This is a genomic window from Desulfosarcina ovata subsp. ovata, from assembly GCF_009689005.1.
In the GTDB taxonomy this organism is placed as follows: Bacteria; Desulfobacterota; Desulfobacteria; order Desulfobacterales; family Desulfosarcinaceae; genus Desulfosarcina; species Desulfosarcina ovata.
The window spans coordinates 3,710,490-3,722,654 of the sequence record NZ_AP021879.1 but is presented as its reverse complement, the minus strand read 5'-3'; the positions used below and the strand labels follow the sequence as shown (position 1 = coordinate 3,722,654).

Here is a 12,165-nt window from a genome sequence, read left to right as displayed (position 1 = left end):
GGGAACCGCCACCATGATCAAAACCGCCGATTTGACGCCCCGGCAGAAGAAACTGGCCATTGGACTGGGGGCTGCATTGCTGATCTACCTGTTGTTCGGGTTTATTGCGGCGCCGTTTATTCTGCGCAGTGTTCTGGAAAAGAAGGTTGCCGGCATCATCCATCGGCAGGTGGCGGTGGAGGCGGTGCGGGTCAATCCCATCACCTTGTCGGTGACCCTCAGGGGGCTGGATGTGCGTGAGACCGATGGCGCGCCGTTTGTCAAACTGGGCGAGGCCTACGTCAACCTGCAGACCTCGTCCCTTTTCAAATGGGCCCTGGTCCTGAAAACGGTCCGGCTGGTGGATCCGGAGATCAACCTGATCCGTTCCGGTGAGGCCACCTTCAATTTTTCGGATATCGGTGCGGGGGGGGGCGATCCGCCCGATACCGAAACCGCTGCCGCCGAAAGCGGTGGATTCAACCTTGCGATTTACGATGCCCGGATCAGCGGAGGCCGCATCACCGTCGATGATCGCGTGGTCGCGGTCAGCCATCGGATTGAAGGGCTCAACCTGCGCGTCACCGATTTTTCCAGCCGTCCGGCCGATGTGGATGTATACACCCTGTTGAACCTTTCCGCCCGCGTCAACGATGCAGATTTTTTTCTGGACGGCAAAAGCCGGCCGTTCAGCCCCGCGCGGGATGCGAGCGCAACGATCGGTCTCGAATCGGTCGATCTGCCCCACTACCTGCCCTATATGCCTATCCCCGAGGGGTTGGCCCTGCATGCCCTGATCGTGGACCTGGAAAACGACGTCGACTTTCAGATGGATGCAGTCGGCCATCCGGATCTGACCGTTGCCGGGGTGATTTCGCTGAGCAATCTTCAACTGGCCCATGGCGACGGCACCCCCCTTTTCAACCAGGGCGAACTGAAACTTGACCTGCTGCCTTCGGCACTGCTCACCGGCCAGGTGCGGCTGGCCCAGGTGGATCTGACCGCCCCCGAGCTTTTCCTGGAACGTCTGCCCTCGGGGGCATTAAAACTGCCGCTGCCCGCCACCCGGGCGGATGACCCGGCGGCGGACGGGGCTGCTGCCGGCGATCCGGCAGCCACTGCGCCACGCATCACCATCGACCGGCTGAATCTGGAAAAGGGTGTTGTTCATTTCACCGACCGCGCCAACCGCACCGTTTTCACCACCACAGTCAACGACCTGGGGGTGACGGTAGATAACTTCGGCCTGAACAGTGACCGCACGGCCGCTTATCAGCTGGCCCTGAAAACCGAGGTCGGGGAAGCCATTACCCTGAAGGGCACTGCCGCTCTGGCGCCGCTCCAGGCCACGGGCGAAATCGCCCTGGCCGATTTGGACCTGTCCCGCTATGGGCCCTATTACCAGGACCGGTTTGATTTCAAGACCGTGGATGGGCGCCTTTCCCTGGGCACCGGCTATCGCTTCCGACAGACAGAGGACGGACCACTGGTTTCGCTGGCCGGGGGGTATGTCAATATCGATGCCCTCAAAATGGTGGCGGAAGACGATGATGCGTCCCTGGTCAGCCTGGCCAAGCTGCGCGTGAGCGATACCACCGCCGATCTGAACCAACGCGAAATCACCATCGGCAGTCTCGATATTGCCGGTGGGCAGCTTGCCTGCCGGCGGGAGAAAGATGGCGTCCTGAATCTGGCCAGTGCCTTTGTTCCCGCGGAGTCAGCCGAACCCGCCGTGAACGCGTCACCGCAACCGGAAGAATCATCGGCATCAACGGGTGACGTTTCACAGCTGGTGCTGACCCTGAATACCCTCAGCCTTTCCGATTTTAGCGTTGACGTGGAAGATCGGGTTCCGGCCAAGCCGGCGAAATTCAGGCTGGACAATATCAACTTCACTGCGGAAGCGCTTTCCACGGCAGCCGGGAAAACCGGCAAGGCCGACCTTGCCTTGCGGTGGCAACAGGGGGGGCAGATAACCGTCGGCGGCACTGTTGCGCTGACGCCGCCTGGTCTCGACCTTGCGGTAACGATGAAGCAGATGGATATTCGTCCGTTCCAGCCCTACCTTTCCGAGCAGGCCGGGCTGATCGTCACCCAGGGTTTTTTCAACACCCAGGGGCGCCTGAAGTTCAGCCAGAAGCAGGGCGCCGAACCGGCGATCGCCTATCGGGGAAAGGCCGGACTGACCCGGTTTGCCTCCATCGACCGCAAAAACGCCGACGATTTTCTCAAGTGGGATGCCCTGCAACTGGCGAAGATGGAAGTGGCGACAAACCCGACCCGCCTTTCCATCGACCAGATTTCCCTGTCTGATTTTTTTGCTCGTGTGATTGTCGACCCCGAGGGCAGTGTCAACCTGGTTTCCATGTTTGCCTCGACCAAAGGGGAAGATGGCCCCGCCAATGCGGCCACTGAAACGGCACCGGCGCCCCATGCCCCTGCAGCCCATTCAACGGCACCGATGATTAAAATTGCCCAAGTGAGTCTGCGCGGTGGGGAGGTGGATTTTTCCGACAACTTCATCAAACCCCATTACAGTGCCCGTTTCAACGATCTCGGGGGACGGATTTCGGGCCTCGAATCCATCGCCGAGAAACGGGCCGATGTGCTTCTGGAGGGCATGTGGGGCAAACAGGCGCCGGTGAAGATCAGCGGACAGATCAATCCGCTGATCGACAATCCCTATGTGGACCTGAAACTCAATATCTCCGATATCGAACTGAGCCCTTTCTCGCCCTATTCGGGAAAGTACATCGGATATATCCTCGATAAAGGCAAGCTGACCTTCAATGTGGACTACCTGATGGAAGACCGGCGCCTGGAGGGCAAGAACAGCATCTATATCGATCAACTCACCCTGGGGAATACGGTAGAGAGTCCCGAGGCGGTAAACCTGCCCATCAAGCTGGCCATCGCCCTGCTCAAGGACCGCGCGGGCAACATTGCCCTGGACCTGCCGGTGAGCGGCGACCTGGATGACCCCCAGTTCAAGATCGGCAAGGTGATCCTGACCGTTCTGAAAAATTTGATTGTCAAAATCGTCACCTCGCCGTTTGCCGCCCTGGGTTCGCTGGTGGGTGGCGGAGAGGAGTTGAGCTACCTGGATTTTACCGCCGGGATCAGCGATATTTCAGCGGAGAATGCCGAAAAGATCGATAAACTGACCAAAATCCTTTACGAACGGCCTGGACTGAAGCTGGACATTCAGGGAACCGCCGGCACGAAATGGGACAGTGATGCACTGCGGAAGATCCTTCTGGACAACCGGCTCAAGGCAATAAAGCTCCAGCAGATGATGAAGTCGGGTGAGAGTGCCGTTCCCCTGGAAGAGATCGTCCTGGGCGATGCGGAGCGTGCCGTGCTCATCGAGACCGCCTTTGCCGAATCCGGTATTGCCGCTCCCCTGGACAGCAGTGGCAAGCCAATCGAGGTCACCCTCGAAGAGATGGAGAAGCTGCTGCGCACCCACACCGTGGTGACGCCCGATGATTATCGTGAACTGGCCAATGCGCGCGCATTCAATACCAAAGACTATCTTCTAGAGAAAGGGCAAGTGGAACGGGAACGGGTGTTTATCGTCGAACCCCAAGTGGTTGCCGATGGCGACCCGGCGAATCTGTCCGGCAGCGGCCAGGTGGTTTTCAGCCTTAAGTAGTGCCCATCCAAAAATGGCCAATTTGCCCGATATCTTTGTTGCGCGAAAAATTTTATCCTCGGAATATCAACTATATGCCTGTGGTAAAATTTTTCGGGCGCCTCGATCTCAACCAAATTATCCTATTTCTGGATGGGCACTAAGTAGCCTTTTTTTGCAAACCACCGCCCCGATTCAATCAATGCCAAATGGTAAAATCCAAATGCCAACTGAAGAATCCGATTGAAGATTCCTTCATCGCAAGGAGCCCTTTACGGAAATTGAAAAAAGCTGCGCAGGAAAACGGCTTGGTGTGCGTTTATGAAAGTGATCGGCAAACAATGAGGATAATTTCCGTTAAGGGGAGGGGGCCATGGTGTGTGGTGAAATCAGAAAACAATTGGCGGCCTGGGCGGATGGTGAGTTGCCGGCCCGGGAGATGGATCGGGTGGAACGGCATTTGGAAGAATGCCCGGCCTGCCGGATGGAAGCCCGGGCGGAACGGCAGGTGGTGGCGGCGCTTGATGCACTGCCGGCCGTGATCGCACCGGCCGGTTTTTTGCGCCGGGCGCGGCGGGCGTTTCGGGCTGGCCTGGTGAGGCCCGGCCTGGTGCAGTGGTGGCAGCAGCTGAACCTGACCATGCGCGGTGCGGTATGCGGCGCCGCCCTGGCCGGCCTTTTGTGCGGCGCGGTGCTGGGCACCAGCCTCACCACCCTTACTGGCGACAGCCCGGCGACCCCCTACCAGACCTTCTATGCCAGCCAGGGGATCTTCCCGTGAAACTGACTTACAAACGCATCCTGATCTTTTTTTCGGTGGCGCTCAATATCGGGTTCGTGGTTGTGGCCCTGACCCTGGTTTGGCAGCACGCCAAACCGGCCCACCAACGCTCCTGGCGCGAAATTGTGGACGTGGTTGACCAACTGGCCCTACCCGCATCCGAATCCGAGGTTGCGCTCGACAACATCCGGGTCTTCCGATCCGAGTTTGACCAACTGGATCAGGATCTGAAAACCGCCCGTGGCGACATCCTCCGGCTGTTGGCCCGGAAGGGACCGCTGGATCGGGAGCAACTGCACGGCCTGATGGCGGTGGCCGACGCGTGCGTGAAACGCAAAAGTGAACGTTTCGAAGTTCATGTGATGGCCTTGCGTCAGCTTCTGGGCGATGAAAAGGGGGCCCAGTTTTTTTCCCTGCTGGAGAAAAAAGTGAAACCAAAGGGCGGACCCTCCCATCAATGATTTTTCGATCCCGCCACATCCGGCGCAGTGATGCCGATTTGGTTGCCCGGGTTGCCGACGGTGATGAAGGGGCTTTCGGGGAGCTTTTGAAGCGTCACCAGGATGCGGTATACGGCTTTGCATGGCGGATGCTGAGAGACCCCCAGGAGGCCGAGGATATCACCCAGGAAGCGTTCCTGCGCCTCTACCAGGCAGCGGGGCGCTACCGTCCGAAGGCGTCCCTGCGGACTTTACTGTTGCGGATCGCCAAAAACCTGTGCATCGATTACTACCGCAAAAAACGGCCCGAACGGATTGATCCGTTTCCGGACATTCCCGGTAGTGAGACCCCCCTCGGTCTGCTCGAAAATGCCATCGACGCCGATCGCCTGGAAAAGGCCATTGACGGTCTCCCCGTCAACCAGCGCACCGCGATTGTGTTGCGCCACACCCAGCAGCTTCCCTACCAACGTATCGCCGACGTCATGGATCTTAGCGTGGGGGCTGTGGAATCCCTGCTGGTGCGTGCCCGCCGACGGTTGCGTGAAGTACTCAGGGAAGATGGCTGACCTCTGCCATCGCTTCGGACACACATCAATTTAATCGCGTCTACTTTGATGCCGGATGGCACAATGCAATCAGTTCATTCATGTCCGGGATGTCTTGAAGGCTCCCTATGGTTTCGACTATTTTTTCGGCATTTTCTGTTGGAATGACCGAGTCAGCCAAGTCCATGAATTTTGCCTTCATATCCGTAAAGGAGAGCGGAAACCCCGGTGACCCTTTTGATTCCTTGATATATTGCCTGAACGTGGCACCCTGCTTGGTTTTCAGCGTCACGATGGTTTCGAACAGGGGAAGCGCTTCATTCAGCACGACATCCACCCGCTCCCGAAAAGCCACGATTTGTGGATCGTTCAGCTCCTTTTCCGTAAACATCTCCTTGCCGACGCGGCCTTTGACGAGGGCGATGGCGGCGCAATGCTGAACACTGAATTTCCCTTCCAATATTTTTTGAGGGTTTTTGCGGTTGACCACGCTGAAGGGCAAGGGACCGAATTCGATCTGAAGCGCTTCCACATCCGCTGCGTCGAAGTTCTCTTCCTCTCGCATGGCCTCAATGGCCTGGATGGTCGAATGGGTGGCCAGCGCGGACGCATAGGGCTTAAAGGCAACATTCTGGATGTGGTAGGTTGTCCCGAGACCGGCCAGGATATTCCTGTTCTCCGACCTGGGGGACAACACATTTTTGAGCCCAAAACGCCCCTCAAAAATTTCATGACTGCTGTCAAAATTCCTTCTTGCCAGGACAACCGACAAAACCCCATCCATGGCCGCCTTCCCGGCGTGAAACGGCTTGCTCATGGTGCCGAACACCTCGCGCAGGCCGCCAACCTGGGTTCCTGTCAGTCCAAACGCGTTCACGATCTGCTCCGAAGAAAGCCCCATCAGTTTGGCCACACTGGCGGTCGCGCTGAACCGTCCAATGGTGGCGGTGGCGTGCCATCCATGATCATAATGGGTCTGGCCGGCCGCAATGCCGATCCGCGCCGCGATTTCAAAACCGATGATGAAGGCCGTGATAAAATCCTTGCCGGACGCCTTCACATACTCCGCGGCGGCCACGGCCGCTGGCGCCAGACATACACTGGGATGGATGCCGGCATCTTTGTGCGTATCGTCGAAATCCAGCGCATGGGACATGGTGCCATTGGCAAGCGCGGCCAAGAGCAGATTGGTCTTCACCCCTTTGCCGATGATGGTCGCATGGGGATTTCCGCCGGCGATATCGATCATATCCAATACAATATCGCCCACCGGCTCATTGGCTCCGCCCAAGGTTACCCCAATCCAGTCCAACAGGCAGAGCTTTGCAAACCGGTGGATATCCCTGGGAATGTCCACATAGGTGGTATCATGAACATAATTGGCAAATCGTTTGGCAATGGTCATATCCGTATCCTGTAATTACCTTTTCTGTTATCTATGAAGCTCTATGGGAGATCGTAACTCGTGCATCAGGGCGGCAAAGGAGCAATCCTATTGCCGCGAGAGTCGCAAACGATGCTCCGGCAATAAATGTTGCCGAGGCGCCGAATACGTTCCATAATGACCCTGCAATGACGCTTGCCAGCAAGAGTGCTCCGCCACTTACCAGATTAAAAATCCCGAAGGCCGTACCGCGAAGCTCAACGAGTGCGGTATCGGCAACCAGTTTCGAGAGCAATCCTTTGCGATCGACAAAGCGTGCTCCGAATACCCACCCCATGGTTGTCGCGAGAGGAAATATGGGCTTGCTGATGGCCCCCATTGCGTACCCGAGCACAGCGAGGAACTTACGTTTCCCGAAGTAGTCGCTGATGGCGCCCGAAAATATCTTTGTGATCGCAGCGGTGCCCTCGGCAACACCTTCGACAATTCCAATCGTGACCATGGATGCACCGAGTATCGTGGCCATGGATATCGGCAAGAGGCTGTGAACAAGCTCGGATGAGATGTCCATGAACATGGAGACAAATCCAAGCACCCAAATGCCTCCCGGCAATTTTCGATCGATGCCCTTGGCTATAGCTGTCGATTTGGGGGGATTGAATTGTAATGAGGCCATGGGTACTTTTTTAACCTTCCAACTATCAACTATCGTTTTTTTCCAATGTAGAAGACATACCCATAGTATTCTTTATATTTTTGTGCATCCATTCCAGAATTTCATTATTTTTTTCATAAAGTACGCTATGGCGTGACGCTACGTCAAGGTGGTTTTATCAGCAACAGCAATTGTGATTTACCGGTGAAAACATCCCTTTCAGGGGACCGTTGACAGCGCTTCGGCCAGTTCGGCGCCCATTTTCCGGGCACCCATTTCAAAACCATTCCCTCCCCATATTTTTCGGTTGGGGCCATGGCCCACCGTCATTCTCCACGAAACATGCTGCCCGCGTGGTAGGAACTTCTTACGAAGGGCCCGGCGGCGACCTTCGCGAACCCTTCGGCCAGAGCGAACTGACGCCAGCGATCGAAATCCTCCGGCGGGATGAATGCAACTACCGGCAGATGCTCGGCCGTGGGCTGAAGATACTGGCCGATGGTAAGCATGCGGCAGCCGGTGCGGCGAACATCCCGGATCACCTGCCGCACCTCGGCTTCGGTTTCACCCAGCCCCAGCATGATTCCGGATTTGGCCGGGATGTGCGGGGCGATGCGCGGCACGCGGGCGAGCAGTTCCAGAGAGCGGTCGTAGTCGGCCTGGGGGCGAACCGTGTCGTAAAGGCGCCGGACGGTTTCCATGTTGTGGTTGAGCACCTCCGGTCGGGCGGCGAGCACCGTCTCCAGGGCATTGCGGCTGCCCTGAAAATCGGGGATCAGGACTTCGATTTGGACACCCTCGATCTGCTCCTGCAGGGCGGCGATGGTGGCGGCAAAATGGGATGCGCCCCCATCGTCCAGGTCGTCCCGGGTGACCGAGGTGACCACCACATAACGCAGCTCCATGCGCGCCGCTGCCCCGGCCACACGCCGGGGCTCGTCGGGATCCAGCGGCCCCGGGCGGCCTCCGTCGATATTGCAGAAACGGCAATTGCGCGTGCAGGTGGCCCCCATGATCAGAAAGGTGGCCGTATGGGCCGAGAAGCACTCGAACTGGTTGGGACAGTTGGCCTCCTGACAGACCGTATGGAGCTGGCCCTTGTCGATCATGCTGCGGATTTTCTCGTAGTCAGGACCGCTGGGCAGCTTGCGCCTCAGCCAGGGGGGCTTTCCGGTGCGGATGGGATGGGAAGTTTTCATAGGATATTTGGCATTGCTCCGATTCGGTGCCCGATTTTCTCACAAAGCGCCACTGCATCCATTGTCGTCAGCGTTAGCCCCAGGCAGTCCGCCAGATGCCCTGCCATGACCCGCCGGGCCTCCTCCATGGGCACGGGCGTTTCCAGATGCTGGGCGATGGAGGTCATGCGTACTTTTTGGAGGCCGCAGGGATTGATCCAGCCGAACGGCGCCATCTCCGTGTTGACGTTCAGGGCCAGGCCGTGAAAACTCACTCCGCGCCGCACGGTGATGCCGATGCTGCCCAGTTTGTCGCCGTTCAGCCAGACGCCGCGGTTGAGCGGGTCGGTACCGGCGGCGATATTCCAGTGGCCGGCGGTACGGATCATGGCCTGTTCCAAGGCGGAGACGAATTCGACCACTTTCAGACGCCGCCGGCTCAAATGAATGATCGGGTAGACCACCAGCTGGCCCGGTCCGTGGTAGGTAATGTTGCCGCCCCGGTCCGTGGGCATCACCCGGATCCCTTTGCGGGCCAGGAAATCGTCGCTGACGCACAGATTCTCCCGTCCGCCGCGCCGCCCCAGGGTGAAGACACGGGGATGCTCGAGGCACAGAATCACGTCGGCATCCAGGCGGCCGCCGGTCTTGGCCGCCACCACGGCCAGCTGCAGGTCCATCGCCTGCTGATAGTCGGTCGGCGGCAGATCGATCCACCAGCCGTCCGGCGAATTCGGAACCTCGATAGGATCGGCCTCAGTTGCCATGAAGACGATTTACCCTTTCAGGCATGGGCTCCTCGCCGCCAGGGTTTCATCCAGCCGCCGCACTTTGGGGAATTGGGGCGACTCGTGCAGGCAGTCGGGGCACGCTTTGGCCTCCCGGGCGATCTGCTGCATGGCATCGATGAACTGGTCCAGGGTCTCCTTGGATTCCGACTCCGTGGGCTCGATCATGATGGCGCCGCTGACCACCAGCGGAAAGTAGATCGTCGGCGGATGAAAGCCGTGGTCCATGAGCCGCTTGGCAATATCCAGGGTGGCCACATGGTGTTCCTGCTGGAACTTGTCGGTGAAAACGCACTCGTGCATGCAGGGCCGGTCAAAGGGCAGATGATAATCGCCTTTTAAGCGCTGCTTGATGTAGTTGGCGTTGAGCACGGCGTACTGGCTGACTTGCTTGAGACATTTTCCCAGGCTGAGGATGTAGCTGTAAGCACGGATCAGGATGCCCACGTTGCCGTAAAAGGCGTGCAATTTGCCCACGGACAGCGGGTAGTTCTCATCCAGCCGAAAGACCTCACCGTCCTTGACCACCCTGGGTACCGGCAGAAAAGGCGCCAGCGCGGGGGTCACACACACCGGGCCGGCACCCGGCCCGCCGCCACCGTGGGGCGTCGAGAAGGTCTTGTGCAGATTGAGATGCAACACGTCCACGCCGAGATCGCCGACGTTGACCACCCCCATGATGGCGTTCATGTTGGCGCCGTCACCGTAAACCAGCCCGCCCTTGCCGTGGACGATGTCGGCCACCTGGCGGATATTGCTCTCGAAGAGTCCCAGCGTATTGGGGTTGGTAATCATGATTCCGGCCGTATCGTCATCCATCAGCGCGGCCACCGCTTCCGGGACCAGGATGCCGTCGGGTCCGGATTTGACCGCCACCGGTTTGAAGCCGCACAGCGCCGCGCTGGCCGGGTTGGTGCCGTGGGCCGTGTCGGGAATCAGCACCTTGCTGCGCGGTTTGCCGGTGTGCTTGTGATAGGCGGAAAAGATCAGCATGCCGGTCAGTTCTCCCTGGGACCCGGCGGAGGGCTGCAGGGTCACCGCCGGCAATCCGGTGATCTCACCGAGGTAGGCCGCAAGGTCGTGCATCAGGGCCAGCAGTCCCTGGGAAAGGCGTTCCGGCAACAGGGGGTGCGCGCCGGCAAAACCGGGAAGGGACGCCTGGCGTTCGTTGGTCTTGGGATTGTACTTCATGGTGCAGGAGCCCAGCGGATACATGCCGCTGTCCACTCCGAAATTCCACTGGGAGAGTTTGGTGAAGTGGCGCACCACGTCCAGTTCGGAGAGATCCGGAAAGTCCGGACCGTCACCGGTCAGCGCCTTGTCCAGGGGCGCTTCATCCACGTCGCGGCGGGGCAGCGAGATTCCGGTGCGTCCCGGGGAGCCTTTCTCCCACAACAGGGGTTCGTTGAAAATCAGGCCGGTGGTTCCCATTTTCTCTTTCATCGGGTCACCTCCTTGACCAGGGTATCCATGTCGTCCCGGTCGATGGTCTCGGTCACGCACATCAGCCAGCAGTCGGAAAGTTCCGGGTAGTACGGTTCCAGGTGCAGGCCGGCAACCATCTTTTTCTCCAGCAGCGCTTTCCAGGTCTCCTCGAATTTATCGGGAAAGCGGACCACGAACTCGTTGAAGGTGGGGGCGCTGAAGGGTGAGGAAAATCCGGCCTTGGCCAGGGAGGCCTTGAGATATTCGGCCCGGTCGCGGTTGAGGCGGGCGAGCTGGCGGATGCCCGTGCCGCCCAATGCGGCCATGTACATGGTCGACGCGGTGGCGCACAGCCCCTGGTTGGAGCAGATGTTGGAAGTGGCTTTCTCCCGGCGGATATGCTGCTCGCGGGTGGCCAGAGTCAGCACGAAGCCGGTCTTGCCGTCACGATCCACGGTTTTACCGATCAGGCGGCCGGGCATGCTGCGAACGTACGACTGCCGGGAGGCGAACATGCCCAGCCCGGGCCCGCCGAAGCTTTGCGGAATGCCGAGGCTCTGGCCCTCGCCGCAGGCGATGTCCGCCCCGCACTCGCCGGGCGATTTAAGCATTCCGAAGGCCAGGGGCTCGCTGAAGGCGGCGACGAAAAGCGTCTTGGGGTCGGCATGGATCATTTTTCCGGCGGCGGCCATGTCCTCGATACAACCGAAGAAGTTGGGGCTTTGCAGGGCCACGCCGGCCAGCTCGCCCAGGTCCTTGAGGCCGGAAAGATCGGTGCGACCGTCCTGGCCCACGGGCAGTTCCACCACCTCGAAACCGGTGGGCGCGAAATAGGTCTCCACTACCCGTCGGTAAAGGGGGTGAACGGCGCGGGAAACGGCCACGGTTTTGCGTCGCGATACCCGGATGGTCATCAGCAGCGCCTCGGCCAGGCCCGAGGCACCGTCGTACATGGAGGCATTGGCCACATCCATGCCCAGCAGGCGGCACACCAGGCTCTGGTACTCGTAAATGGTCTGCAGGGTGCCCTGGCTGATCTCCGGCTGGTAGGGCGTATAAGCAGTAAAATACTCCCCCCGCAGGAGCAGCTGGCGGGTGACCTCGGGGATATGGTGGTGGTAGCTGCCGGCACCCATGAACACCTTGGTTCCGGGGGAAGCCCCCATCCCGGCGGCCAGGTTGTCCATGTGCCCGTTGAGTTCCCACTCGGTGAGCGGTTCGGGCAGGTTCAGCGCTTCTTTTCGGCGGCAATCGTCGGGGATGCTGGCGAAAAGCGCATCCAGATCCGCCGCGCCCACCACCTGAAGCATCGCGCGGATGTCTTCCGGGGTATGGGGCAGGTATCGCATGGGT

General features: G+C 59.2%; 10 protein-coding genes. 4 read left to right on the top strand and 6 right to left on the bottom strand.

Annotated features, from left to right (window positions below; translation table 11 throughout):
* Window positions 1–13 precede the first annotated feature (13 nt).
* The 4 genes from GN112_RS16480 to GN112_RS16465 all read left to right on the top strand — a co-directional run bounded on the left by GN112_RS16480 (window position 14) and on the right by GN112_RS16465 (window position 5,403).
* Complete coding sequence (locus GN112_RS16480) at window positions 14–3,634, top strand: DUF748 domain-containing protein (protein ID WP_155311212.1); 3,621 nt, start codon at window positions 14–16, stop codon at window positions 3,632–3,634.
* Between the two features lie 352 nt (window positions 3,635–3,986).
* On the top strand, window positions 3,987–4,394 hold the full coding sequence (locus tag GN112_RS16475) for an anti-sigma factor (protein ID WP_155311211.1): 408 nt from the start codon (window positions 3,987–3,989) through the stop codon (window positions 4,392–4,394).
* Window positions 4,391–4,855: a hypothetical protein gene (locus GN112_RS16470; protein WP_155311210.1), complete on the top strand. Its 465-nt coding sequence runs from the start codon at window positions 4,391–4,393 to the stop codon at window positions 4,853–4,855. Before GN112_RS16475 ends, GN112_RS16470 begins: the two co-directional genes overlap by 4 nt.
* Window positions 4,852–5,403, top strand: a complete 552-nt coding sequence (locus GN112_RS16465) for an RNA polymerase sigma factor (RefSeq protein ID WP_155311209.1) — start codon at window positions 4,852–4,854, stop codon at window positions 5,401–5,403. The genes GN112_RS16470 and GN112_RS16465 overlap by 4 nt, the downstream gene beginning before the upstream one ends.
* A 40-nt stretch (window positions 5,404–5,443) precedes the next feature.
* Here the strand turns inward: GN112_RS16465 and GN112_RS16460 are convergent, their stop codons facing one another.
* The 6 genes from GN112_RS16460 to gcvPA form a co-directional block, all read right to left on the bottom strand.
* A complete protein-coding gene (locus tag GN112_RS16460; RefSeq protein WP_155311208.1) occupies window positions 5,444–6,787 on the bottom strand; it encodes an MmgE/PrpD family protein in 1,344 nt (447 codons plus the stop codon).
* 31 nt (window positions 6,788–6,818) lie between these two features.
* Complete coding sequence (locus tag GN112_RS16455) at window positions 6,819–7,442, bottom strand: MFS transporter (RefSeq protein ID WP_155311207.1); 624 nt, start codon at window positions 7,440–7,442, stop codon at window positions 6,819–6,821.
* 305 nt (window positions 7,443–7,747) lie between these two features.
* Window positions 7,748–8,620, bottom strand: coding sequence for a lipoyl synthase (gene lipA, locus GN112_RS16450; protein WP_155311206.1), 873 nt, complete (start codon window positions 8,618–8,620; stop codon window positions 7,748–7,750).
* Window positions 8,617–9,366: a lipoyl(octanoyl) transferase LipB gene (gene lipB / locus GN112_RS16445; protein WP_155311205.1), complete on the bottom strand. Its 750-nt coding sequence runs from the start codon at window positions 9,364–9,366 to the stop codon at window positions 8,617–8,619. Before lipB ends, lipA begins: the two co-directional genes overlap by 4 nt.
* A gap of 9 nt (window positions 9,367–9,375) precedes the next feature.
* Window positions 9,376–10,830, bottom strand: a complete 1,455-nt coding sequence (gene gcvPB, locus GN112_RS16440) for an aminomethyl-transferring glycine dehydrogenase subunit GcvPB (RefSeq protein ID WP_155311204.1) — start codon at window positions 10,828–10,830, stop codon at window positions 9,376–9,378.
* The gene (gene gcvPA / locus GN112_RS16435) at window positions 10,827–12,161 is read right to left on the bottom strand and encodes an aminomethyl-transferring glycine dehydrogenase subunit GcvPA (RefSeq protein ID WP_155311203.1); all 1,335 of its coding nucleotides are present in this window, start codon (window positions 12,159–12,161) and stop codon (window positions 10,827–10,829) included. The genes gcvPB and gcvPA overlap by 4 nt, the downstream gene beginning before the upstream one ends.
* Window positions 12,162–12,165: the final 4 nt, after the last annotated feature.

Bases quoted from the DNA above. Each gene is read 5' to 3' on its own strand.
- GN112_RS16480 (WP_155311212.1), top strand. From the start codon at position 14: ATGATCAAAACCGCCGATTTGACGCCCCGGCAGAAGAAACTGGCCATT.
- GN112_RS16475 (WP_155311211.1), top strand. From the start codon at position 3,987: ATGGTGTGTGGTGAAATCAGAAAACAATTGGCGGCCTGGGCGGATGGT.
- GN112_RS16465 (WP_155311209.1), top strand. From the start codon at position 4,852: ATGATTTTTCGATCCCGCCACATCCGGCGCAGTGATGCCGATTTGGTT.
- GN112_RS16460 (WP_155311208.1), bottom strand. From the start codon at position 6,787: ATGACCATTGCCAAACGATTTGCCAATTATGTTCATGATACCACCTAT.
- GN112_RS16455 (WP_155311207.1), bottom strand. From the start codon at position 7,442: ATGGCCTCATTACAATTCAATCCCCCCAAATCGACAGCTATAGCCAAG.
- lipA (WP_155311206.1), bottom strand. From the start codon at position 8,620: ATGAAAACTTCCCATCCCATCCGCACCGGAAAGCCCCCCTGGCTGAGG.
- lipB (WP_155311205.1), bottom strand. From the start codon at position 9,366: ATGGCAACTGAGGCCGATCCTATCGAGGTTCCGAATTCGCCGGACGGC.
- gcvPB (WP_155311204.1), bottom strand. From the start codon at position 10,830: ATGAAAGAGAAAATGGGAACCACCGGCCTGATTTTCAACGAACCCCTG.
- gcvPA (WP_155311203.1), bottom strand. From the start codon at position 12,161: ATGCGATACCTGCCCCATACCCCGGAAGACATCCGCGCGATGCTTCAG.